Origin of the sequence: Streptomyces montanisoli, from assembly GCF_017813245.1 — a bacterium.
Lineage (GTDB): Bacteria > Actinomycetota > Actinomycetes > Streptomycetales > Streptomycetaceae > Streptomyces > Streptomyces montanisoli.
Genome location: NZ_JAGIQL010000085.1, coordinates 1 through 21,652, shown reverse-complemented (window position 1 = coordinate 21,652; position 21,652 = coordinate 1). Strand labels below are relative to the sequence as shown.

The window sequence follows — 21,652 nt, the reverse complement described above, 5'->3', positions numbered from 1 at the left end:
GCAGGATCGCCCCCATGTCCACGCTGCTCTCCCGTATCGGCAGGCGCCGGGCCGTGCGGGGCGCGGTCGCCGGTGCCGTCGTGCTCGGCCTGCTGCTGTGGTGGCTGCTTCCGCTGGGCGAGGAACCACCGAGCGGGACGATCACGTTCAGCACGGGCACCCGCGCGGGCGTCTACCAGAAGTACGGCGAGCTGCTGCGCGCCGCACTGCGCGAGGACATGCCGAATCTGGACGTACGGCTGATGACCAGCGCGGGCTCGCAGGAGAACGTCGAGCGGGTGGCGACCGGCAAGGCCGACTTCACGATCGCGGCGGCCGACGCCGTCGAGACGTACAAGCTGGCCGGCGCCCCGGGCGCAGGAAGGCTGCGCGGGGTCACCCGGCTCTACGACGACTACGTGCAGCTGGTCGTGCCGAACGACTCGGACATCCGGTCGGTGGCCGACCTGCGCGGCAAGCGGGTGGCCATCGGGCCGGCCGACTCGGGGGTGCGGCTGATCGCCACCCGGCTGCTGAAGGCCGTGGGCATCGACCCCGAGACGGACATCACGCCACGGGCGGACGGGATCGACACCGGCCCCGGGCGCCTCGGCGCCGGGCTCGACGCGTTCTTCTGGTCCGGCGGTGTGCCCACGGACGGCCTCAGGAAAATAGCGGAGAAGTCCGCGTTCCGGTTCGTGCCGATCGGCGACGACCTGGTCACCAAGCTGCACGAGTCGGGCGGTGCGACCCGCTACTACCGCACCACCAACATGCCGGAGTCGGCCTACCCCACCGTGCAGAACGGCGCCGTGGTGCCCACCATGGCGGTGTCCAACCTGCTGGTGACCCGCGCGGACGTCGATCCGCGGCTCACCGAGTGGCTGACCAGGACCGTACTCGACAGCCGCGACGGCATCGGCGCGCACGTGCACTCCGCGCAGCTGGTGGACCTGCGCACCGCGATATACACCGACCCGCTGGAGCTGCACGAGGGCGCTCGGCGCTACTACCGGTCGGTCAAGCCCTAGGTCCTGTCCGGGGTGCCCGTCCTGGGCACCCTGACCGTGACCTCCAGGCCGTGCGGCTCGTGGTGGCCGAAGGAGATCGAGCCGTCGCCCGCCGCGAGCAGTGCACGGCAGATGGACAGGCCCAGACCGGAGCCGTTGATGTTCTGGTGGCGCCCACTGCGCCAGAGACGGTCCCCCACGCGCGCGAGCTCCTCGTCGGTCAGCCCGGGACCGTTGTCGGTGACGACGACGGTGACGGCGTCCCCGGCGGGGGCGACCTCGATCCGCACGGTCTCGTCGGGGGGCGTGAACTTCACCGCGTTGTCGATGACCGCGTCCAGGGCGCTGGACAGGGTCACCGGGTCGGCCCAGCCCGTGGTCGGCGGGCAGTCGCCGACCAGCCGTACGCCCTTGGCCTCGGCCGTCGGTGCCCAGGCCGCCACGCGCTCCGCGGTCAGCGCGCCGACGTCGGTGACCTCGAGGTCGGCCTGGCTGTGCTCGGCCAGTGCCAGGTCGAGCAGGTCGTCAAGGACCCGGGCCAGACGCTTGCCCTCGGTCCGGACGGACGCGATCTCCTCGTTCCCCTCGGGCAGTTCGAGGGCCAGCAGCTCGATGCGGAGCAGGAGCGCGGCGAGCGGGTTGCGCAGCTGGTGCGAGGCGTCGGCGACGAAGGCGCGCTGCTGCTCAAGCACGTCCTCCACGTGGTCCGCCATCTCGTTGAAGGACCCCGCCAGACGTCTGAGCTCCGGCGGCCCGCCGGCCGGTGCGACCCGGGACTTGAGCCGTCCGGTGGCGATGTCGTGGGTGGTGGCGTCGAGCACCCGCACCGGTCTGAGCACCCAGCCGGTCAGCCGCAGTGCGGCGCCGACGGCGAGCAGCATCGCGGCGAACTCCCCGGCGCCGATGACCAGCCAGCCGCGCAGGGTGCTCAAGCGCATCGAGTCGGTCGGCGACTCGGTGACCACGGCCGCGACCACGTCGCCGTCCCGGATGACCGGCGAGGCCACCACCACTCGGCCGTCCTGCCAGGGCCACACCTGCGCGGGATCGTGGCTGCGGCGGCTGAGCAGCGCCTCGTCGAAGGAGCCGCGGACCTCACCGGTCCGGGGCAGGAACCACGTCGTGGGCGCGTTGGCCATCGGGATCTGGTTGCGGTAGAAGACGCCCACCTTGATGCCGTAGACCTCGTAGTAGCTGGTCAGCTCGGTCTGAAGGGTCTCAAGGCGCTCGTCCGTACTCGTCCGGCGTGGGCCGCCGGGACCGTCCTCGGTGACGAACTGGGCGAGCGCGGCGAAACGTGCCGTGTCGTCTATGCGGTCGACGACGACCTTCTGCTGCTGCGCGCGGGCGACGCTGACGGCGAGCGGCACGCCGAGCGCGAGCAGTACGGCCGCCATCAGGACGATGAGCAGCGGGAGCAGACGTGTGCTCACCCTGCCCCTTGGGCGGTGGGGGCGGCGAGGCGGTAGCCGACGCCGCGGACGGTCTCGACCAGCGCGGGCATGCGGAGCTTGGAGCGCAGGGAGGCGACGTGGACCTCCAGGGTGCGCCCTGTCCCCTCCCAACTGGTGCGCCAGACCTCGCTGATGATCTGCTCGCGGCGGAAGACCACACCGGGGCGCTGGGCGAGCAGGGCGAGCAGATCGAACTCCTTGCGGGTGAGTTGGACGACCGAACCGTTCACGCTCACCTGACGTGTCGGCAGCTCGATGCGGACGGCTCCGAGGCGCACGACGGTCTCGGTGCCCCCGGTGCTCCCGGTGGCGTCCTCGTGGACGGTGCGCCGGCTGACCGCGTGGATCCGGGCGAGCAGTTCCCCGGCGTCGTACGGCTTGACCACGTAGTCGTCGGCGCCCAGGTTGAGGCCGTGGATGCGGGAGCGGACGTCGGAGCGCGCGGTGACCATGATGACCGGGGTGCTGGTGCGCTTGCGTATCTTGCCGCAGACCTCGTAGCCGTCCTGGTCGGGCAGGCCCAGGTCGAGCAGGACGACGCCGAAGCCGTCGGCCTCGGGGACGAGCGCCTGGAGCGCTTCCTCGCCGCTGCGCGCATGGGTGACGTCGAAGCCGTGCCGCGCCAGGACCGCGGACACGGCGGCGGCCACGTGGTTGTCGTCCTCGACGAGCAGCAGTCTCATCCGGGCTCCCTCCGGTTCATCGGCCGTACGCTCGGCGCGGGTGGGAATCAATAGGAATCAGGGGCACGCGCGCGCGTCCTGTGCAGTGACGCCGATGCGAGGGGACGGCGTCAAGAGGCTTCCCCTCGCGGCCGCTCGAAGTTATCCGGCCGATATGTGCCCAGCTCACAAGCGCTACGACTCGTGCCCGACGGCTACCGGACCGTGATGCTCAGATCTCGCTCAGATGTAGAGACGCGGAGTGGCACGGGTCACTACTGTCCTGCGAAACCCAGGAGGACGGAGCCCGAGAGCGATGACCGCAGTATCGGTGGCCACGGAAGACAAGGCTGCGACCGGCGAACTGGTCGTCCTGAACAGTGTCAACAAGCACTTCGGCGCGTTGCACGTGCTCCAGGACATCGACCTGACGATCCACCGCGGCGAGGTCGTCGTGGTCATCGGGCCCTCGGGGTCCGGCAAGTCCACTCTGTGCCGCACCATCAACCGCCTGGAGACCGTCGACTCCGGTTCGATCACGATCGACGGCAAGCCGCTGCCCGCTGAGGGCAAGGAGCTGGCCAGGCTGCGGGCCGATGTCGGCATGGTCTTCCAGTCCTTCAACCTCTTCGCGCACAAGACGGTGCTCGAGAACGTGACCCTTGGCCAGGTCAAGGTCCGCAAGGCCGACGCCAGGAAGGCCGAGGAGACGGCCCGCGCCCTGCTCGACCGGGTCGGCGTCGGCGCCCAGGCGGACAAGTACCCGGCGCAGCTCTCCGGCGGTCAGCAGCAGCGTGTCGCCATCGCGCGGGCGCTGGCGATGGGCCCGAAGGTCATGCTCTTCGACGAGCCGACGTCGGCCCTCGACCCCGAGATGATCAACGAGGTGCTCGAGGTCATGAAGCAGCTCGCCGAGGACGGGATGACCATGATCGTGGTCACGCACGAGATGGGCTTCGCCCGCTCGGCGGCCAACCGCGTGGTGTTCATGGCGGACGGCCGCATCGTCGAGGAAGCCACGCCGGACCAGTTCTTCAGCAATCCGCGCAGCGACCGTGCCAAGGACTTCCTGTCGAAGATCCTGCACCACTGATTTCCCGAGGCGGCCGAGACGTCCCGCGTCGCCCGTCGTGGCGGCCGGAACCGTACGCGGCCGCGTCCGATCGCAGCTCGATCACAGCCAAAGGATGTTCACCATGAAGCTTCGCAAGGTCTCCGCCGCCTCGGCCGCCGTGCTCGCCCTCGCCGTGACCGCCACCGCGTGCGGCGGCGGTGACAAGAAGGACAGCGGTTCGTCCGGCGGCAGCGGCGGCGACAAGAAGATCGCCATCGGCATCAAGTTCGACCAGCCCGGACTCGGCCAGAAGACCCCGGACGGCTACGCCGGCTTCGACGTGGACGTCGCCACGTACGTCGCCAAGAAGCTCGGCTACACCGAGGACCAGATCGAGTGGAAGGAGTCGAAGAGCGCCGACCGCGAGACCATGCTGCAGCGCGGCGACGTCGACTTCATCGCCGCCACGTACTCGATCACTCCCGAGCGCCAGCAGAAGGTCGACTTCGCCGGCCCCTACCTGCTGGCCCACCAGGACGTGCTGCTCCGCGCCGACGACGACAAGGTCAAGTCGCCCGGGGACCTGAACGCCGCGAAGCTCTGCTCGGTCACCGGCTCGACCTCCGCCCAGAACGTCAAGAAGAAGCTGGCTCCCAAGGCGCAGCTGCAGCCGTACCCGACGTACTCGGCCTGCCTGCCGGGTCTGCAGAACGGCGCCATCGACGCGCTCACCACGGACGACTCGATCCTCGCCGGTTACGCCTCCCAGGCGCAGTTCAAGGGCAAGTTCAAGCTCGGCGGCTTCAAGCTGACGAACGAGAACTACGGCATCGGCGTCAAGAAGGGCAGCGACCTCAAGACCAAGATCAACAAGGCCCTCGAGGAAATGGTCACGGACAAGTCCTGGGACAAGGCCGTCAAGGACAACTTCGGCCCGGCCGGCTACAAGAACGAGCCGGCGCCGAAGATCGGCGACATCAAGAGCTGAGGCCGGGCCTGGCCGGGCCGGGCCTGGCTGAGGCCGGGCCTGGCTGAGGCCGGGCCTGACAGGGTGCGCCGCCCCACGGCAGGGGCGGCGCGCCGGGGCGGGCATTCCTACACCCGGAAGCGCGGGAGATCGTGTTCGACTTTCTTCAGGATTACGACCTGGCGGGTGCCGTCTGGACGACAGTGCAGCTCGCTGTGCTCTCGGCCGTCGGCTCCCTGATCTGGGGCACCATGCTGGCCGCCATGCGGGTCGGCCCGGTTCCGTTGATGCGCGCTTTCGGAACCGCGTACGTGAACATCGTCCGGAACATCCCGCTGACCGTGATCATTCTGTTCGCGTCCCTGGGGCTGAACCAGACGCTGGGAGTCACGCTCGGCGCGGGAGGTGACTTCAAGACGATCAACTTCCGGCTCGCCGTCCTGGGCCTGATCCTCTACACGTCGTCGTTCGTGTGCGAGGCGCTGCGCTCCGGCATCAACACGGTGCCGGTCGGCCAGGCGGAGGCGGCCCGGGCCCTCGGCCTGGGCTTCGGTCAGGTGCTCCGGCTGGTGGTGCTGCCGCAGGCGTTCCGCTCGTCCGTCATTCCGCTGGCGAACGTGCTGATCGCGCTGATCAAGAACACCACGGTCGCCGCCGCCATCGGTGTGGCGGAAACGGCGCTGCTGATGAAGGAGATGATCGAGAACGAGGCTCAGCTGCTGCTGATCGCCGCGGTCATCGCTCTCGTGTTCGTGGTGTTGACACTGCCGACCGGCCTGATACTCGGCTGGGTGGGCAAGAAGGTGGCGGTCAAGCGATGAGCTCGGTCCTCCACGACGCGCAGGGCCCCCGTGCCAAGCGTCGCAACATCGTCTTCACGGTCGTCTTCCTGGCCGTCTTCGCCGCCCTGCTGTGGTGGGTGTTCGGCACCCTCACCGACAAGGGCCAGCTGCGGTGGGTCCTGTGGAAGCCGTTCTTCACCGGCACCGAGGCGTGGTCGACGTACATCTGGCCGGGCCTGCAGAACACCCTGGAGGCCGCGGTTCTCGCGGTGGTCATCGCCCTGCCGCTCGGCGCCGTGCTGGGCATCGCCCGGCTCTCCGACCACAGGTGGGTCCGGGTGCCGGCCGCGATCGTGGTCGAGTTCTTCCGGTCCATACCCGTCCTGGTCCTGATGATCTTCGGTCTCGCGCTGTTCGCGGAGTACACGGGCGTCAGTTCGGACGACCGCCCGCTCTACGCCGTCGTCACCGGCCTGGTGCTGTACAACGCCTCCGTCCTCGCCGAGATCGTCCGGTCCGGCATCCTGGCCCTCCCCAAGGGCCAGGCCGAGGGCGCGATGGCGATCGGGCTGCGCAAGGGTCAGGTCATGCGGCTGATCCTGCTGCCGCAGGCGGTCACGGCGATGCTGCCGGGCATCGTCAGCCAGCTGGTCGTGATCCTCAAGGACACCGCGCTCGGTGGCGCCGTCCTCACCTTCCCCGAACTGCTTGCCTCGGCCAACACGATGAGCGGCTACTACGGCGCCAACGTGATCGCCGGCTACACCGTGGTGGCCGCGATCTACATCGCGCTCAACTTCTCCCTCGCCACCTTCGCGAGTTGGCTGGAGCGCCGGCTGCGGCGGGGGAAGAAGTCGACCGGTGCCGTGCTGCGTGCGGACGACGTGGAGACCGCCGACGCCGGAGCCGCCGGCAAGGTCTGACGCTCCTGACGCACCTGACACCCGGTCACGTCGTACGACCGTCAACGGAGGCCGTGGCATGAACGTCACGGCCTCCACCGGGTGCGGGGGCGCGCACGAGGCGGCTCAGCCCCGCGCCCCGACTGTCAGTTCCCGCGGATGACGTTGCCCGGGTCGTGAAGCCAGACGTCGTGCGCGTCGGCTGTCACGGTGAGGCCGAACCCCTCGGCGCCGGGCGCGCCTTCGCGGATGTACGCGCGGTGCTCGGCCTCGATCTCCGCCCACAGGTTCCGTGGCCCGTACTGGAGCGCCTCGCCGGCCGCGGCGGTTGCGGCCGAGCCGTCCGCCGCCCGCGCCCATACCCGGACGCCCTCGCCGGTCACGGCGTGCTGGAGGGATACGCCCGGGAGACGGGCGCCCAGGTACAGGGCGGCTCCGAGTGACAGCAGGTCGGCGGGGTCCAGGTCCGTCGTGGAGGCGCGGGCCGTGGAACTGTCGACGTCGGCGCGGTCGCCGCCGCCGTCGCGCTGGGCGCGCAGGAGCACGTACGAGGCGCCACCGTGGAACCGCCCCTCGGCCATGCCGTCCGGGCGGCGCACCAGCCGCACGACGGCGCCGCTCCAGAACTCGCGGTGCAGCGGGAGGACGAGGCGCCCGCAGGGCCGCAGTTGCTCGATCCACGCGTACGGCACGCGCCGGACGGCGCAGGTGGAGACGACCCGGTCGAACGGCGCGGCGTCGGGCCACCCGCGACCGCCGTCACCCTGACGCAGCCGTGGCGCATGCCCGGCCCGGGCGAGGTGCTGGGCGGCGAGGCGGGCCATGGCCGGGTCGAGCTCGATCGAGTGGACGCGGCTGTCGTCACCGAGGTAGCGGGCCAGCAGCGCGGCGACGTGCCCGGACGCGGTGCCGATCTCGAGAACGCGGTGCGCGGGTTCGAGCTCCAGCAGGCCGAGCATGCGCGCCACCATGCTGGGCTTGCTGTTGGAGGACGTGGCGACGGCGGGGCCGCCCTCGGCACCGTCATCCACCTGGATGACGACAGGCTCGTCGGAGGCGACGAGCGGCCACCACTCGGCCGGGCCGACGGGCTCGCAGCGCTCGGGGCCCTGGCGCCAGACACGGTCGGGGACGAAGAGGTGGCGGGGCAGTTCCTGCCACACCGCGCGCCAGCGCGGGGTCAGGAGACCGCGCTCGTCCAGCGACCGGACGAGCGCGGTGTGGCCCCCTGTGGCGTCAGGGACGGTCGGCATGCGTCAGCCCTCGGTCGCCTCGCCGTCACCACCGCCGGACGGTCCGGATCCGTCCGGGGAGGGCGGCGCGGGCGGCGGACTCCACGGCTTGTCGGACGGCTCGCCGCCGTGCTTGCCCGCGTCCGCTACCGCTGTGCGTTCCATGGTGGTTCTCCTTGTCTTGTGGTCACAGTGCTGGGTTGGTCCTGCTGCAGCAGAGGCAGCGCAGCTGATCTACGTGGGGGTCGTCACGAGACGGTTCTGGCGCATTCGGGATGGGCGCGCGGGAAGACGTGTGTGCGGTAGATGGGGTCACGGCACTGGCCGAGGTCCGTGACGTGGTCCGAGCGCACGGGCCGGTCGCAGTACGCGCAGTGGGTGCCGCGCCGCTGACCTGCCGTGAGGTGGGTGATGTCGAGCGAGGGCTTGGCCGTCGTGGTCACCAGGTGCGAGCCGGGCTCCGGTTCGACGGGCCCGTCGGTTGATCCGGGGGAGTCCATGTCCAGGAACGTAGGGGCGCTTTGGCGACGCGTTCCAGCGATGTGCAGAATTGTGCGTGCCGTCTCACCTGATGGTGTTCATTGGCCTGAAGGGCCTTGACGGCCCGCAGCTACGGTCTCATCGTTACGCACACAAGTGCACAGTATCGAGGGAGAGATCAGCCATGTCACTACAGTTCATCGGCATCGACCCCGAGACCGGGGACAAGGCATCACCGACCGTCTGGGTCGACAGGGAGAAGCAGCAGATCGTGTTCCAGGGCTGGAAGCCCGACGCGGACCTCGAAGCCCAGTGCGCGGCCTTCGAGGTTCCCGGGCACGCGAAGGGCATCCCCGAGGGCGAGGCCGTCGTCACGATCCCCGCCCGCATGCTGAACATGGTCAGGGAGGCATGCGATGCCCTCGACGCGGCCGACGTTCGATGAGCTCATGGTGCGCTGCCGGACGGCCGCCCACCTCGAAATGCGGGACAGCTATGCCGTCGACTACGAGGAGGGGCCCTTCGCCGACTGGCGTGCCGGACGCCGCCTCGATCCGGGCGACCGGTCGTCCTGGTGGCGTCCTTGGCTCGACGTGATCTCGGAGACCGTCAGTCGCGGATCGACAGTCCGCAGGGCCCGGATCGTGTCCGAGCCGGTCAGCGAGTACACCCGGTTCCTGCACTCGGGTACCTTCACGAACGTGGCCGCAGGCGAGCAGGTGCGCTGGCTGCCACGCCGCAACGCCTCGGACCTCGCGCTCCCGGGCAACGACTTCTGGTTGTTCGACGACGAGTGGGTCCACTGGAACCACTTCAACGGCGACGGGGAGTGGGCAGGGGAGGAAATCACCGACGATCCGACGGCAGCCAAACTCTGCGCCGCAGCCTTCGACGCGGTCTGGGAGCGCGCAGTGCCGCACGACAACTACAAGATCAAGTAGTTCGACCGGACAGGCCAGCTCATGCCCGCATCACCGTCCCCTTCTGCCCAAGCTGCCCGCGAGGCCGTCGCACATCGGCTCCGGGACATGAGGCGGACGACGGGGCTGACGATCGCTGGGCTGGCCGCCCAATGCGGCTGGCATCACGCCAAGACGAGCCGGATCGAAAACGCGCGAACCGCGCCGACGGCCACGGACATCCGCAAGTGGTGCACGGCCTGCGGGTACGAGGACCAGGCAGAGCGTTTGATCGCCAAGTCCCTTCACGCGGAAGAGATGTACCGGGAGTGGCGCGAGCAGACCCGAGAGGGAATGCGCCGACTGCAGGAGAGCGCGGTCGCGTTCTTCCGGGAGACGGCACTTTTCCGCGTCTACTCGTCGACCATGGTGCCGGGGCTTCTCCAGACCGAGGGATACGCGGCCGCGCTGCTGTCAGCCATCGCCGACTTCCGGGAGATCGAGGTGAACGACGGTCCGGAGGCGGCCAGGGCGCGGGTCGAACGCTCCCACATTATTCACGAGTCCGGGCGCCGCTTCGTGTTCCTGCTGGAGGAGGGCGCGCTGCGATACCAACTCGGAGAAACCGAGGCGATGGCCGCCCAACTCGGCTACCTGCTGGCGGCGGGTGCGCTGCCTACCGTGTCAATGGGCATCATCCCGGACGGTACCCGTCGCCGGCGCATGTGGCCGCAGGAGACGTTTCACGTGTACGACGACCGCTTGGTGTCCGTAGAGTTGCTGTCGGCGGAGGTGACGATCACACAGCCGTCGGAAGTGCGTTTGTATCTGCGGGCGTTCGAGGAACTGCGCAGCATGGCGGTGTACGGACAGGACGCACGAGCACTCATCGTGAAGGCGATCGACGCGCTCTGAGCCTACTGAACAGGCAGAAGGTGCCCCCGGCGTCGCGTCAGATCGAGCCAGAGCGCTCGGCGGTTCGTCGCCGGCAGGCAGGGGGGCTCAGGAGGGGTCGCCGAGGCCCGCGGCGACCTCGGGCAGCCGGCCCATGGCCTGAGCCATGCGCAGCCCGTCCATGTAGTCGCGGACGTGCACGATCCGGCCGTCACGGACCCGCATCACGAGGAGGCCGGGAAGACTGAACGGCCGGCCGGTGGTGCCCACCGTCCCGGTGACGACCTGCTCCACGGTGATCACCTCGGGGTCGGTGCTCGGGTGGACGGCGACTTCGCGGATCTCCTGCGGCCGCGCCGGGCTCGCGCCCCAGATGGCCCGGTAGCCCGCGCGGACCTCTTCACGGCCCTGGTACCGCGCGGGCATGCCGGGGAAGAGAAAGGGGAATTCGTGGACGGCATCGGCCTCGTACAGGTCCGCGAGGTCGTCCGCGGACTTCGCGAGCATCGCCTGCCGGTAGCGGGCCAGGATCTCGCGGGGGCCCGAAGGGGCCGGGGTTGTGTGCGACATGCGGATGATCTCCGTTCGCTCAGCGGTCAGCAGGAGCGGCGAGGCCGCCAACTCGCCCTGCGAACGCCGAGTTGGAGCCCGTCGTCACCGCACACTACGCGCGGTGACGACGGGCCCGGGGATCAGCGGCCGAGCACGAATACCGGCTCGAAGTCGTGGTTGGTCTTGCAGCCGAGGTTCTCGTAGGTGTTGATCTTGGTGTCCGGGTCCGTCTTCACCAGGTGGTACTTGCAGGCCTGCTTGATCTCGCTGCCCTGGATCCCGCCGGGGAAGTCGATCTCCTTGTTCCAGAGGTACGGGGACTTGTAGCCGTCGACGTGGGCGGTCGCGTTCACGTCGATGCCGCCGGGGGCCTCGATCTCGTAGACCCATCCCGTCTTCGCCGCGCCGTACGTGGCGAACTTCTCCGCCACCCACTTCTCGCAACTGGTGCTGACGTGTGCGGTGTTCTGGCCGCCGCCCTTGACGATGTACTCGGCGAGCGGCGTGACCGCGTCGCCTCGCGGCGTGAAGCCTTCGTCGAAGATCTGCTGCACGTTCTCCCGGGTGTCGCCCCGCCACAGCGTGTTGGCGTCGTCGCGCCACTGCCAGTTCTCGTCCTGCGCCGCCTGCCTGACGGCCGGGGCGATGGACGGGGACGTGGTGGTCCGCCACCAGTCCGAATCGCGGAACGGCCCGACCGGCCCGCAGGGGCTGGTGTCGGGAGCCGGGGCCGCTGCCCGGGTGGCCCCGGGCGCGGGCGCGCTCGCGTCCGCCGGGGCGGTGATGGCCAGCGAAGCGACGGCGAGGGAAGTGGCGGCGGTGAGGCGCAGAACTGCCTTCAGCATGGCGAGAGCCCATCAGGTGGTCAACAGGACGGGCCCTTTTTACAACGGGCATTGATCACGAATACGGGCGAAACGATTCGTCCTCACCCTTCCGGGCGAAGTCGCCCTTACGCGTCGTCAGGTCCGCCGGCCGAGCACGTGGTCGACGGCCGCTCGCAGAACCTCCGTCTCCGTGGCCAGGATCGACTCCTCCGAGGGCAGCGCCCTCGCGATCGACAGTCCGGCGAGGACCGTTTCCAGGAACCTCGCACGCCGGGCGTTGTCCCCCTCGGGGACGGCTCCCTCGTCGCCGAGGACGGCCAGCCAGTACTCGACACGGCGGTGGGCCTCCCGTTCGATGGCGAGATAGGCGGCACGGTTGTCCTCGGTCGGCTCGTGCTCGATGTACGCCTTGAAGATCTCGCTCCAGCCCGCTCGCGCCTGTTCGCCCACCCCGGCGACGGAAAGCACCTGCCGCAGGCAGCCGACCAGCCGCTCCTCGGCCGTCACCGACCGGTCGTGGATCAGGTCGCCGGGGGTGATCGCGTCGTAGAGCGCGGCGAGGACCGCTTCCTGCAGGGCCCGCTGCGTCGGGAAGTGGTACCTGAGCGAGCCGGTGCTCACCCCCGCACGCGCCGCCACCGCACGGACGCTGAGCCGTGCCCCCGGGTCCTCCCCGACCATCGTCATCGCCGCGTGGACGATCTTGTCCCGACTGCCGGGCCCTGCCTCCCGCACCATGCGGCCACCTCCTGTTGACACAGTGTACTAGCACACCGTGATACGGTCTCCGGCGACTCGTAGTAGTACAGCGTGTTAGAGAGCGCGAGCAAGCCCATGCACCTCTCTGACCTCGGCAAACGAAGGGGATGTGAGATCCGATGGCGCGCCGTCAAGGGCCGTTCCAGTACCTGCGCACCGACCGCCGGGCGTACCTGCTCATCAACGTTCTCGTCTACGGAGCGCTCCTGCTCGGCATGGCGCTCGGCGTGCTCTTCCCCGGCCTGCACGCCGCGCGTACCGCGTCGCTCGCGGACGGCTCGCAGGGAGCGCTCGTGGACAAGGTGATCGGCAACGGATGGGTGTTCGGCGCGGTCATCTTCCTCGTCAACGTGTTCCCGACCGCGCTGCTCCTGATCGTCCTCCCGTCGCTGGTGATCCCGTTCGCGGGCCTCGCCGTCTTCGCGCTCAAGGCGTTCGACCTGGGCCTCACGCTCGCTCCCGTCGACAGGGCATCGGCGCTGACCCTCATACCGCACTCACTCACGCTGCTCATCGAGTTCCAGGCCTACGCGCTCGTGATGTTCGGCGTGTACCAGCTCGGCAGGGCCTGGCTCCGGCCGGCGGCCATCGGCGTCACCACGCACCGTCAGGGGTACGCGCGCGGTCTTGGACGGCTCGGCCGGCTCTGGCTTCCGGCACTCGCCCTGTTCGCCGTCGGCGCCGCCTACGAGGCCGTCGAGATCTACTTCCTCGTGCCGCGCGTACTCGGACTCGGGTCCTGAGACGCGCGAACGCCCCCCGCCGCGGCTCGGTTGCCGGGCAGGGGGCGTGAGGTACGCGTCCAGGGCGTGATGGTTCAGAACGCGGACTCGTCCAGCTCCATCAGCGAGACGTCCACGCCGTCCGCCAGCTGCCGCTGCGTCGTGACGTCCGGCAGGACGTTCGCCGCGAAGAACTTCGCCGCCGCGATCTTGCCCTGGTAGAAGGGCACGTCCTTCGCCGCCGCCGTCTCCAGCTTCTCCGCCGCCACGGCCGCGCCACGCAGCAGCAGGTAGCCGACGATCACGTCACCCGAAGCCAGCAGCAGGCGCGTGGTGTTGAGGCCGACCTTGTAGATGTTCTTGACGTCCTCGCCGGTGGCGGTGAGGTCCGTGAGCATCTTGCCCACGATGGCCTCCAGGTCGGCCGCCGCCTTCGCCAGCGACTCCCGGGCGCCCGCGAGGTCCGAGCCGCCGGTGGAGACCGCGAGGAACTGCTTGATCTCCTCGGCCAGCGTGTTCAGCGCGACGCCCTGGTCGCGGACGATCTTGCGGAAGAAGAAGTCCTGGCCCTGGATGGCCGTGGTGCCCTCGTAGAGGGTGTCGATCTTCGCGTCCCTGATGTACTGCTCGACCGGGTACTCCTGCAGGTAGCCGGAGCCCCCGAACGTCTGGAGCGACTGCGCGAGCTGCTCGTACGACCGCTCGGAGCCGTACCCCTTGACCACGGGGAGCAGCAGGTCGTTGAGGCCGTGCAGCGAGGTCGTGTCCTCCTCGGCGGCCTCCTTCGCGGCGATCTCGTCCTGCACGGACGCCGTATAGAGGACGAGCGCGCGCATGCCTTCCGCGTACGCCTTCTGCGTCATCAGGGAGCGGCGCACGTCGGGGTGGTGGGTGATGGTGACCTTGGGCGCGGACTTGTCCGTGAACTGCGCGAGGTCGGGGCCCTGGACGCGCTCCTTGGCGTACTCGAGCGCATTGAGGTAGCCGGTGGAGAGCGTGGCGATGGCCTTCGTGCCGACCATCATGCGGGCGAACTCGATCACGCGGAACATCTGCCGGATGCCCTCGTGCTTCTCGCCGACCAGCCAGCCCTTCGCCGGCACGTCGCCGCCGAACGTCATCTCGCACGTGTTGGAGACCTTGAGGCCCATCTTGTGCTCGACGTTCGTCGCGCGGACGCCGTTGCGCTCGCCGAGCTCGCCCGTCTCGGTGTCGAAGTGGTACTTCGGCACGAGGAAGAGGGACAGGCCCTTGGTGCCGGGCCCGGCACCCTCGGGGCGCGCGAGCACGTAGTGGAGGATGTTGTCGGAGAGGTCGTGCTCGCCGGACGTGATGAACCGCTTCACGCCCTCGATGTGCCACGTGCCGTCGTCCTGCCTGACCGCCTTCGTGCGGCCCGCGCCCACGTCGGAGCCCGCGTCGGGCTCGGTCAGCACCATCGTCGAGCCCCACTGCTTCTCGACGGCGAGCGCCGCGATCCGCTGCTGCTCCTCGGTGCCCTCCTCGAAGAGGACGCCCGCGAAGGCCGGGCCCGACGAGTACATCCACACGGCCGGGTTGGCGCCGAGCACGAGCTCCGCGTACGACCAGATCAGCGAGCGCGGCGCGGTGGTGCCGCCGATCTCCTCGGGCAGGCCGAGGCGCCAGTACTCGGAGTCCATGAAGGCCGCGTACGACTTCTTGAAGGCGTCGGGGAGCGGCGCGGTGCCCGTCTCGGGGTCGAAGACCGGCGGCGTGCGGTCGCCGTCGGCGAAGGACGCGGCGAGCTCCTGCTCCGAGAGCCGGGCGACCTCGCCGAGGATGCTCTTGGCGGTCTCGACGTCCATCTCGGCGAAAGGACCGCTGCCGTACAGCTTCTCGCGGCCGAGCACCTCGAAGAGGTTGAACTCGATGTCGCGGAGGTTCGACTTGTAGTGCCCCATGGCCACGGCTCCGTAAGGCTCGCGAGGAGGCCCGGCGGTTTCGGGGCTTCCTCAGACGTGTATCCGGTTCTGCGGACGTATCCGGTCCTGCGCGCAGCGTGCGGCATCCTGCGGCACGCGGCATCTCCGATGATGCTACCCGTCGGTAATAAGAGCAACCCCGGCCCGTCGGGTGTGACGCTTCTCCCGCCCCCGTTCCGGGGCCCGTTCCCCAGTATTCTTGCGGCCATGTACGGCTACGAGCAGACGCCTGGCGCCCAGCAGCAGTACGCCTCGCCGCATCAGCAGCAGCACCAGCAGCACCAGCAGCCGATGGGCGGTGGCTACGGCGAGCAGCCGCTGTACCCGGAGCCGTCCCCTCCGTCGCTCACGGACGCCGTCAAGGCGTTCACCACGGGCGCGCTGTCCGCCGAGGACTTCCAGCAGATCTTCTCGACGTCGAAGGTGTACTGCCCGCGCGGCGACGGCCCCGGGTTCCTGGCGCTGCACAACACGCAGCAGCCGGTGATCCCCATGTTCACCACGCTGAAGGAGCTGCGCAGGTACGCGGGCAAGGACTCGAAGTACTTCGTGATCACCGGCTCCGAGGTGATCGACCTGCTGCCCACCGGGTACGGCTTCGTCCTCGACATGGACGGCGAGCACCGGATGGTCTTCGACGCCAAGGCGGTCGAGCAGATGGTCGACTACGCGATGCGCCGGATGTACGGGTGACCGCCTGACCCGTTCCGTGCGACCCCGGAGGGGCCCGTGTCCGCGAGGGCACGGGCCCCTTCGCCGTGCGGGGGTTTCCCGGGCGGGAATGGAGTCGCGCTTGCTGGATGTTCACCCTTCAACTAAATTGGGAGCAGACATCGAGGAGGGCACACCATGCCTGCTGTGACCGTGGAGAACCCGCTGACCCTGCCGCGCGTGGCCGCGCCCACCGACGCCGTCGCCCGCCCCGTCCTCGCCGTCACCACGGCGCCGAGCGGGTTCGAGGGCGAGGGCTTCCCGGTGCGCCGTGCCTTCGCCGGCATCAACTACCAGTACCTCGACCCGTTCATCATGATGGACCAGATGGGCGAGGTGGAGTACGCGCCCGGGGAGCCCAAGGGGACCCCGTGGCACCCGCACCGCGGCTTCGAGACCGTCACCTACATCATCGACGGCATCTTCGACCACCAGGACTCCAACGGCGGTGGCGGCACCATCACCAACGGCGACACCCAGTGGATGACGGCGGGCAGCGGCCTGCTGCACATCGAGGCGCCGCCGGAGGCGCTCGTCGTGTCGGGCGGCCTCTTCCACGGCCTGCAGCTGTGGGTGAACCTCCCGGCGAGCGACAAGATGATGGCGCCGCGCTACCAGGACATCCGCAGCGGCTCCGTCCAGCTGCTCACCTCCCCCGACGGCGGCGCGCTGCTGCGCGTCATCGCCGGTGAGCTCGACGGGCACGAGGGCCCCGGCGTCACGCACACGCCGATCACCATGATCCACGCGTCGCTGCGCCCGGGCGCCGAGATCACGCTGCCGTGGCGCGAGGACTTCAACGGCCTCGCGTACGTGCTGGCCGGGCGCGGCTCCGTCGGCACGGACCGGCGCCCCGTGCACACGGGCCAGGCGGCGGTCTTCGGCGCCGGCGGTTCGCTGACCGTGCGGGCGGACGACCAGCAGGACTCGAACACCCCGGACCTGGAGGTCGTGCTGCTCGGCGGCCGCCCGATCCGGGAGCCGATGGCGCACTACGGGCCGTTCGTGATGAACACCCAGGCCGAGCTGCGCCAGGCGTTCGACGACTTCCAGGCGGGCCGCCTGGGTACGGCGCCTGTCCCGCACACCTGAGAGGGCCGACGGGCGGGGCGTGCGCGGCCCCGGTCCGCGCGGCCCGGGCCGTCAGCGCGCCTCGCGCAGGTCCGCCACCAGGCGGAAGCGTTCGAGGACGACCGGCGTCGCGTCGTCCACGGTGAAGTCCTGGCCCAGTTCGGCGCGGACCTCGGGCCCGTGCCAGAACGTCTCGTGGCCGGCGCGCCAGCCGGCCACGGTCGTGTATCCCTCGCCCTCGTCGACGGCGTGCGCGAGGTCGACGTCCGCGTTCCGACGCGCGGCAGGTCCTCGCCGCACTGCTCGTAGTCGGCGACGAGCCCGGTCGTGGACGTCTTGGAGCCGTCGAGTACCGCGGCCACCAGCCGGTCGCGCAGCGGTCCTGGGAACGCGAACTCGGTGACGGGCAGGGTGGCCGCGAGGCCGGGGTCGTCGTCGTGCGTCCTCATGCGGCGAGCCTATCGGCGGCGTTGACGCGAAGGGGCCGGTCTGGACGGGTGTCCAGGCCGGCCCCTTCGGGCGCTGTCGGCGCTTACTTCGCCTGCTTCGCCTGCGGCTTGCGCAGCGAGATGTGGAGTTCGCGCAGGCGCGACTCCGTCAGCTCGCTCGGTGCGCCCATCAGCAGGTCCTGCGCGTTCTGGCTGAGCGGGAACGCGATCGTCTCGCGGATGTTGGGCTCGTCGGCGAGCAGCATCACGATGCGGTCGATGCCCGGGGCGATGCCACCGTGCGGCGGGGCGCCGAAGCGGAGCGCGCGCAGCATGCCGGCGAAGTCGCGCTCGACGTCGTCGCGCTCGTACCCGGCGATCTCGAACGCCTTGATCATGATCTCGGGTTCGTGGTTCCTGATCGCGCCGGACGACAGCTCGACGCCGTTGCAGACGATGTCGTACTGCCAGGCCAGGACGTCCAGCGGGTCCTTGGACTCCAGCGCTTCGAGGCCGCCCTGCGGCATGGAGAACGGGTTGTGCGAGAAGTCGACGCGGCCGGTCTCCTCGTCCTTCTCGTACATCGGGAAGTCGACGACCCAGCAGAAGCGGAAGACGCCCTCCTCGAAGTGGCCCGAGCGCTTCGCGGCCTCGACGCGGACCGCGCCCATGATCTTCGAGACCTCGTCGTAGCCGCCCGCGCCGAAGAACACCGCGTGCCCGGGCGCGAGGCCGAGGCGCTCGGTGAGGACCTTGACGTTCTCCTCGGTGAGGAACTTCGCGATGGGGCCGCTGAGCGCGCCGTCGTCGCCGACGCGCACCCACGCGAGGCCCTGGGCGCCCTGCGAGACGGCGTACTCGCCGAGCTGGTCGAAGAACTTGCGCGGCTGCCCCGCCGTGCCGGGCACCGGCAGCGCGCGTACGTGCTTGCCGGCGAACGCCTTGAACCCGGAGTCCGCGAAGACGTCCGAGATGTCGTGGAGTTCGAGCTGGGCGCGCAGGTCGGGCTTGTCGTTGCCGTACTTGAGCATCGACTCGCGGAAGGGGATGCGCGGGAACGGCGAGGTGACCTCGCGGCCGCCGCCGAACTCGGTGAACAGCTCGGTCATCAGCTTCTCGACCGGGCCGAACACGTCCTCCTGCTCGACGAAGCTCATCTCGACGTCGAGCTGGTAGAACTCGCCGGGCGAGCGGTCGGCGCGCGCGTCCTCGTCGCGGAAGCAGGGCGCGATCTGGAAGTACCGGTCGAAGCCGGAGATCATCAGCAGCTGCTTGAACTGCTGCGGCGCCTGCGGCAGCGCGTAGAACCTGCCGGGGTTGAGCCGGGAGGGCACGACGAAGTCGCGTGCGCCCTCGGGGGAGGTCGCCGTGAGGATCGGCGTGGCCATCTCGTTGAAGCCGAGGGCCGTCATCTTGTGCCGGATCGCGCCGATGACCGCCGTGCGCAGCATGATGTTGCGGTGCATGCGCTCGCGCCGCAGGTCGAGGAAGCGGTACTCGAGGCGGCGCTCCTCGCCGACGCCGTCGTCGGCGTTGATCGTGAAGGGCAGGGGGCCGGCCGCGCCGAGCACCTCGACCTGGGAGACCTCGATCTCGATCTCGCCGGTCGGCAGCTCGGGGTTGACGTTGTCCGCGCCGCGCGCCGAGACCGTGCCGTCGATGCGTACGACGGTCTCCTTGGTGAGGTGCGACAGCGCCTCGACGGCGGCCGTGCCTGGCCTGGCCACCAGCTGCACGAGACCGTAGTGGTCGCGCAGATCGATGAAGAGGATGCCGCCCAGGTCTCGGCGATTGTGCAGCCAGCCGCTCAGGCGGACGTCGGTGCCGACGTCAGAGGCGCGGAGCTCGCCGCAGGTGTGGGACCTGTAACGGTGCATCGTCGTTCATCCAGTCCTGGCGTGGTGGGAGTGCGAACCGTAACTCTATCGTCCGCCGCGCTCCGGGCTCGACGCCGTTTCCCCGCGGGCGCGGGGCCCTCGGTGGCAAAGACTGGCGATATGTCCATACAGTGGAAAAATGCGCACCGAGGACGTTCTGTCGGCGATCGCGACAGGCCTGTGGCGCTGGGACACGGCATCGCGCGCGATCTCGCTCGACGGCGAGGCGGCCCGGATGCTGGGGCTCCCCGCCAGGCCCGTCGAGGTGAGCCTGCCCGACGTCAGGGCGAGGGTGCATCCCGTCGACTGGCACGAGCTGACGGGTGTCATCGGCCTCGCGGTGTCCGAGGGCACGCTCGCGGAGGTGCGGCTGCGGATCGTGGACGCCACGGGGGCCGTGCTGCGGACGGTGCGTTCGCGGACGAAGCCGGTACTGCTCGACGGAGCCGCCCCGGGAGACGGCGGCGCGGGTCCGGGCGGGCCGGGTAGCGCGGGTCCGGGCGGCGGCGCGGGAGGCCCGGGCGGGTCCGGTGGGCTGCTTGACCGCCTCGGCGCGGTCCGCGAGCTGGTCGGCACGATGCAGGAGGTCGCGGAGCCCACGCCGGGCACGCTGGTGGACGGCACGCCCGTCACCGGCGACTGGCGCCGCTCGCGCGAGGCGTTCCTGCTGGACGCGGGCAGGGCGCTCGCGGAGGCGCGCTCCACGCAGGAGGTGCTGCGCGTCACGGCGTCGCTGTCCATGCCCGGCTTCTCGCCCGACGGCCTGGCCGTGTTCACCACGGCAGGGGAGCGGATCAAGCTCATCGGGCTCTACGGCAAGATGCGGACGGCCGACAGCGCCTACGAGGACCATCTCAACATCACCGCGGACTACGCCGCGGCGGAGGTGATGCGCACCGGCCGCGCCGTCTACCTCTCGTCCCCGCAGGAGTACGAGCGCCGCTATCCCGCGGTGTGGCCGTTCGTGCGGCCGATGGAGCGCTGCTCGTGGGCGTACCTGCCGCTCGTCGTCGCGGGGCGCACGCTCGGCACCTGGATGGCGACGTTCAAGCACCAGGTGGCGTTCTCGCCGGACGAGCGGTCCGTGCTGACGACCGTCGCGCGGATGCTCGCGCAGGCACTCGCGCGCACGGAGGTCGTGGAGACGGAGCGCGCGATCTCCCGGGGGCTCCAGCGGGCGATGATGCCCAGGCTGGCGCCCGACCTGCCCGGCATGTCGGTGGCGGCGCGCTATGTGCCGACCGGCGGCGGCCTTGAGGTCGGCGGCGACTGGTACGACATGATCCCGCTGCCCGGAGCGGCGTCCGAGGGGCGCTTCGCGCTGGTCATCGGGGACGTGCAGGGCCATGACGTGCGGGCCGCGAGCCTGATGGGGCAGCTGCGGATCGCGCTGCGCGCGTACGCCTCCGAGGGCCACAGACCGGACGCCGTGCTCTCCCGTGCCTCGCGGTTCCTCGCCGGGCTGCAGCAGCACCCGATCGTGGGCAGCGACGGGCTGCCGTACGAGGAGGAGGAAGAGGCCGGGCCGCGCTACGCGACGTGCCTCTACCTGGAGGTCGACCCGGTCACCGGCACGCTCGACATAGCGCGCGCGGGCCACCCCGACCCGGTGATCAGGATGGCCGACGGCACGGCGATCATCCGGGGCACGGAGGGCGGGCTTCCGCTGGGCGTCGAGGCGGACTCCAACTACCCGATCACGCGTCTCGTGCTGGGCCACGGCGAGCTGATCATGCTGTGCACCGACGGTCTGATCGAGACCGGCGGGCACGACATGTTCACCGGCTGGGACCGGCTGCGGCCGATCATCGAGAGCCACACGGACAGCGCGGCGGGCAAGGAGTCCCTGGAGAAGCTGGGGGACGCGCTGATCCAGTCCGTGCACGGCCCCATCTCGCACTGGACGACGGGCCCGCTCGCCGAGCGCCGCGAGGACGACATCGCGCTGGTGCTGCTCTCCCGCGACCCGTCGCCCGCCTCGCGCGGCTTCCTCGCGCCGCGCCGGGCGGCGCTGACGATCGCGCAGGCCGCGCCTGAGCGCATCGCGGAGGCCAGGCACCAGCTGAGGGACCTGATGCACGACTGGCCCGACGGCGACCAGGTCGACTCCGCGGTGCTGATGGTGTCGGAGATGGTCACGAACGTCCTGGTGCACACGGACGGCGACGCGCTCGTCTCGGCGGAGACGGCGGGGGAGGCGTGCGGCAGGAAGCTGCGGGTGGAGGTCGCGGACACCAGCGACGAGCTGCCGCACCGCCGCCGGCCCGGCGAGCTGGCGTCGAGCGGGCGCGGCCTGCTGCTGATGGAGGTGCTCGCGGACGAGTGGGGCGTGGACCCGCGGGGCGACGGCAAGATGATCTGGTTCGAGCTCAAGGAGCACGCGGACGGCTCCGCCCCGGCGCAACCGGCCCGCGTGCTCTGACGCCGGGGCCGGCGCGCACCGGCGC

Annotated in this window: 22 protein-coding genes and 1 pseudogene; 12 read left to right on the top strand and 11 right to left on the bottom strand. The window is 70.2% G+C overall.

The features are described from left to right. Positions 1 to 14: 14 nt before the first annotated feature. Positions 15 to 1,010 (top strand): TAXI family TRAP transporter solute-binding subunit, encoded by a 996-nt coding sequence (locus JFN87_RS20065; protein ID WP_209341868.1) that lies wholly within the window; start codon positions 15 to 17, stop codon positions 1,008 to 1,010. On the opposite strand, the gene JFN87_RS20060 is transcribed toward JFN87_RS20065, so the two are convergent. Both JFN87_RS20060 and JFN87_RS20055 read right to left on the bottom strand, forming a co-directional pair. After that, positions 1,007 to 2,422, bottom strand: coding sequence for a HAMP domain-containing sensor histidine kinase (locus JFN87_RS20060; RefSeq protein WP_209341866.1), 1,416 nt, complete (start codon positions 2,420 to 2,422; stop codon positions 1,007 to 1,009). The genes JFN87_RS20065 and JFN87_RS20060 overlap by 4 nt on opposite strands. Then, positions 2,419 to 3,126 carry a response regulator transcription factor gene (locus tag JFN87_RS20055; RefSeq protein WP_209341864.1) on the bottom strand — a complete coding sequence of 236 codons (708 nt, stop codon included), beginning with the start codon at positions 3,124 to 3,126 and terminating at the stop codon, positions 2,419 to 2,421. Before JFN87_RS20055 ends, JFN87_RS20060 begins: the two co-directional genes overlap by 4 nt. A 295-nt stretch (positions 3,127 to 3,421) precedes the next feature. Between JFN87_RS20055 and JFN87_RS20050 the strand changes: the two genes are divergently transcribed. The 4 genes from JFN87_RS20050 to JFN87_RS20035 all read left to right on the top strand — a co-directional run bounded on the left by JFN87_RS20050 (position 3,422) and on the right by JFN87_RS20035 (position 6,831). Next, on the top strand, positions 3,422 to 4,198 hold the full coding sequence (locus JFN87_RS20050) for an amino acid ABC transporter ATP-binding protein (RefSeq protein ID WP_245180565.1): 777 nt from the start codon (positions 3,422 to 3,424) through the stop codon (positions 4,196 to 4,198). Between the two features lie 103 nt (positions 4,199 to 4,301). Continuing rightward, positions 4,302 to 5,147, top strand: a complete 846-nt coding sequence (locus JFN87_RS20045) for a glutamate ABC transporter substrate-binding protein (RefSeq protein WP_209341863.1) — start codon at positions 4,302 to 4,304, stop codon at positions 5,145 to 5,147. Positions 5,148 to 5,278: 131 nt separating this feature from the next. After that, positions 5,279 to 5,947, top strand: a complete 669-nt coding sequence (locus tag JFN87_RS20040; protein WP_209341862.1) for an amino acid ABC transporter permease — start codon at positions 5,279 to 5,281, stop codon at positions 5,945 to 5,947. Beyond that, positions 5,944 to 6,831, top strand: a complete 888-nt coding sequence (locus tag JFN87_RS20035; protein ID WP_209341861.1) for an amino acid ABC transporter permease — start codon at positions 5,944 to 5,946, stop codon at positions 6,829 to 6,831. The genes JFN87_RS20040 and JFN87_RS20035 overlap by 4 nt, the downstream gene beginning before the upstream one ends. 125 nt (positions 6,832 to 6,956) lie before the next feature. Here the strand turns inward: JFN87_RS20035 and JFN87_RS20030 are convergent, their stop codons facing one another. From JFN87_RS20030 to JFN87_RS20020, 3 genes are all read right to left on the bottom strand, one after another. After that, a complete protein-coding gene (locus JFN87_RS20030; protein WP_209341859.1) occupies positions 6,957 to 8,063 on the bottom strand; it encodes a methyltransferase domain-containing protein in 1,107 nt (368 codons plus the stop codon). Positions 8,064 to 8,066: 3 nt separating this feature from the next. Next, entirely contained in the window at positions 8,067 to 8,207 is a 141-nt protein-coding gene (locus JFN87_RS20025; RefSeq protein WP_209341882.1) for a hypothetical protein, read from the bottom strand. Positions 8,208 to 8,290: 83 nt separating this feature from the next. Then, positions 8,291 to 8,542 carry a hypothetical protein gene (locus JFN87_RS20020; RefSeq protein ID WP_209341857.1) on the bottom strand — a complete coding sequence of 84 codons (252 nt, stop codon included), beginning with the start codon at positions 8,540 to 8,542 and terminating at the stop codon, positions 8,291 to 8,293. Positions 8,543 to 8,706: 164 nt separating this feature from the next. On the opposite strand from JFN87_RS20020, the gene JFN87_RS20015 reads away from it, so the two are divergent. Genes JFN87_RS20015 through JFN87_RS20005 form a run of 3 tightly spaced genes read left to right on the top strand, consistent with a single transcriptional unit; the run spans position 8,707 to position 10,336 of the window. Continuing rightward, positions 8,707 to 8,967 carry a hypothetical protein gene (locus tag JFN87_RS20015; protein WP_209341855.1) on the top strand — a complete coding sequence of 87 codons (261 nt, stop codon included), beginning with the start codon at positions 8,707 to 8,709 and terminating at the stop codon, positions 8,965 to 8,967. Then, the gene (locus tag JFN87_RS20010) at positions 8,939 to 9,463 is read left to right on the top strand and encodes a DUF6879 family protein (RefSeq protein ID WP_209341853.1); all 525 of its coding nucleotides are present in this window, start codon (positions 8,939 to 8,941) and stop codon (positions 9,461 to 9,463) included. Before JFN87_RS20015 ends, JFN87_RS20010 begins: the two co-directional genes overlap by 29 nt. A 21-nt stretch (positions 9,464 to 9,484) precedes the next feature. Then, entirely contained in the window at positions 9,485 to 10,336 is an 852-nt protein-coding gene (locus JFN87_RS20005; RefSeq protein WP_209341852.1) for a helix-turn-helix domain-containing protein, read from the top strand. Positions 10,337 to 10,423: 87 nt separating this feature from the next. Here the strand turns inward: JFN87_RS20005 and JFN87_RS20000 are convergent, their stop codons facing one another. From JFN87_RS20000 to JFN87_RS19990, 3 genes are all read right to left on the bottom strand, one after another. Further along, on the bottom strand, positions 10,424 to 10,885 hold the full coding sequence (locus tag JFN87_RS20000) for a nuclear transport factor 2 family protein (RefSeq protein WP_209341851.1): 462 nt from the start codon (positions 10,883 to 10,885) through the stop codon (positions 10,424 to 10,426). A 122-nt stretch (positions 10,886 to 11,007) separates the two neighbouring features. Then, on the bottom strand, positions 11,008 to 11,712 hold the full coding sequence (locus JFN87_RS19995; protein WP_209341850.1) for a scabin-related ADP-ribosyltransferase: 705 nt from the start codon (positions 11,710 to 11,712) through the stop codon (positions 11,008 to 11,010). Between the two features lie 117 nt (positions 11,713 to 11,829). Continuing rightward, a complete protein-coding gene (locus JFN87_RS19990; protein WP_209341849.1) occupies positions 11,830 to 12,432 on the bottom strand; it encodes a TetR/AcrR family transcriptional regulator in 603 nt (200 codons plus the stop codon). Positions 12,433 to 12,572: 140 nt separating this feature from the next. Here JFN87_RS19990 and JFN87_RS19985 point away from each other — a divergent pair, with 140 nt between their 5' ends. Next, positions 12,573 to 13,196, top strand: coding sequence for a hypothetical protein (locus JFN87_RS19985; RefSeq protein ID WP_209341848.1), 624 nt, complete (start codon positions 12,573 to 12,575; stop codon positions 13,194 to 13,196). A gap of 74 nt (positions 13,197 to 13,270) precedes the next feature. On the opposite strand, the gene JFN87_RS19980 is transcribed toward JFN87_RS19985, so the two are convergent. Continuing rightward, positions 13,271 to 15,097 (bottom strand): acyl-CoA dehydrogenase, encoded by a 1,827-nt coding sequence (locus tag JFN87_RS19980; RefSeq protein WP_209341847.1) that lies wholly within the window; start codon positions 15,095 to 15,097, stop codon positions 13,271 to 13,273. Positions 15,098 to 15,325: 228 nt separating this feature from the next. Between JFN87_RS19980 and JFN87_RS19975 the strand changes: the two genes are divergently transcribed. Together JFN87_RS19975 and JFN87_RS19970 are read left to right on the top strand one after the other, a co-directional pair. Then, positions 15,326 to 15,811: an SseB family protein gene (locus JFN87_RS19975; RefSeq protein WP_209341846.1), complete on the top strand. Its 486-nt coding sequence runs from the start codon at positions 15,326 to 15,328 to the stop codon at positions 15,809 to 15,811. A 156-nt stretch (positions 15,812 to 15,967) separates the two neighbouring features. After that, positions 15,968 to 16,921, top strand: a complete 954-nt coding sequence (locus JFN87_RS19970) for a pirin family protein (RefSeq protein WP_209341844.1) — start codon at positions 15,968 to 15,970, stop codon at positions 16,919 to 16,921. A 51-nt stretch (positions 16,922 to 16,972) separates the two neighbouring features. On the opposite strand, the pseudogene JFN87_RS19965 reads toward JFN87_RS19970, so the two are convergent. Both JFN87_RS19965 and aspS read right to left on the bottom strand, forming a co-directional pair. Next, positions 16,973 to 17,349 (bottom strand): annotated as a pseudogene (locus tag JFN87_RS19965) (ASCH domain-containing protein). A gap of 83 nt (positions 17,350 to 17,432) precedes the next feature. Next, a complete protein-coding gene (gene aspS, locus JFN87_RS19960) occupies positions 17,433 to 19,205 on the bottom strand; it encodes an aspartate--tRNA ligase (protein WP_209341842.1) in 1,773 nt (590 codons plus the stop codon). Between the two features lie 139 nt (positions 19,206 to 19,344). On the opposite strand from aspS, the gene JFN87_RS19955 reads away from it, so the two are divergent. Continuing rightward, the gene (locus tag JFN87_RS19955; RefSeq protein WP_209341840.1) at positions 19,345 to 21,627 is read left to right on the top strand and encodes an ATP-binding SpoIIE family protein phosphatase; all 2,283 of its coding nucleotides are present in this window, start codon (positions 19,345 to 19,347) and stop codon (positions 21,625 to 21,627) included. The last annotated feature ends 25 nt before the right edge of the window (positions 21,628 to 21,652 follow it).

Bases quoted from the DNA above. Each gene is read 5' to 3' on its own strand.
- JFN87_RS19980 (WP_209341847.1), bottom strand. From the start codon at position 15,097: ATGGGGCACTACAAGTCGAACCTCCGCGACATCGAGTTCAACCTCTTC.
- JFN87_RS20055 (WP_209341864.1), bottom strand. From the start codon at position 3,126: ATGAGACTGCTGCTCGTCGAGGACGACAACCACGTGGCCGCCGCCGTG.
- JFN87_RS20035 (WP_209341861.1), top strand. From the start codon at position 5,944: ATGAGCTCGGTCCTCCACGACGCGCAGGGCCCCCGTGCCAAGCGTCGC.
- JFN87_RS20010 (WP_209341853.1), top strand. From the start codon at position 8,939: ATGCCCTCGACGCGGCCGACGTTCGATGAGCTCATGGTGCGCTGCCGG.
- JFN87_RS20020 (WP_209341857.1), bottom strand. From the start codon at position 8,542: ATGGACTCCCCCGGATCAACCGACGGGCCCGTCGAACCGGAGCCCGGC.
- JFN87_RS19975 (WP_209341846.1), top strand. From the start codon at position 15,326: ATGTACGGCTACGAGCAGACGCCTGGCGCCCAGCAGCAGTACGCCTCG.
- JFN87_RS20065 (WP_209341868.1), top strand. From the start codon at position 15: ATGTCCACGCTGCTCTCCCGTATCGGCAGGCGCCGGGCCGTGCGGGGC.
- JFN87_RS20015 (WP_209341855.1), top strand. From the start codon at position 8,707: ATGTCACTACAGTTCATCGGCATCGACCCCGAGACCGGGGACAAGGCA.
- JFN87_RS20025 (WP_209341882.1), bottom strand. From the start codon at position 8,207: ATGGAACGCACAGCGGTAGCGGACGCGGGCAAGCACGGCGGCGAGCCG.
- JFN87_RS20005 (WP_209341852.1), top strand. From the start codon at position 9,485: ATGCCCGCATCACCGTCCCCTTCTGCCCAAGCTGCCCGCGAGGCCGTC.
- JFN87_RS19995 (WP_209341850.1), bottom strand. From the start codon at position 11,712: ATGCTGAAGGCAGTTCTGCGCCTCACCGCCGCCACTTCCCTCGCCGTC.
- JFN87_RS20045 (WP_209341863.1), top strand. From the start codon at position 4,302: ATGAAGCTTCGCAAGGTCTCCGCCGCCTCGGCCGCCGTGCTCGCCCTC.
- JFN87_RS20030 (WP_209341859.1), bottom strand. From the start codon at position 8,063: ATGCCGACCGTCCCTGACGCCACAGGGGGCCACACCGCGCTCGTCCGG.
- JFN87_RS19955 (WP_209341840.1), top strand. From the start codon at position 19,345: ATGCGCACCGAGGACGTTCTGTCGGCGATCGCGACAGGCCTGTGGCGC.
- JFN87_RS20000 (WP_209341851.1), bottom strand. From the start codon at position 10,885: ATGTCGCACACAACCCCGGCCCCTTCGGGCCCCCGCGAGATCCTGGCC.
- JFN87_RS19970 (WP_209341844.1), top strand. From the start codon at position 15,968: ATGCCTGCTGTGACCGTGGAGAACCCGCTGACCCTGCCGCGCGTGGCC.
- JFN87_RS19985 (WP_209341848.1), top strand. From the start codon at position 12,573: ATGGCGCGCCGTCAAGGGCCGTTCCAGTACCTGCGCACCGACCGCCGG.
- JFN87_RS19990 (WP_209341849.1), bottom strand. From the start codon at position 12,432: ATGGTGCGGGAGGCAGGGCCCGGCAGTCGGGACAAGATCGTCCACGCG.
- JFN87_RS20050 (WP_245180565.1), top strand. From the start codon at position 3,422: ATGACCGCAGTATCGGTGGCCACGGAAGACAAGGCTGCGACCGGCGAA.
- aspS (WP_209341842.1), bottom strand. From the start codon at position 19,205: ATGCACCGTTACAGGTCCCACACCTGCGGCGAGCTCCGCGCCTCTGAC.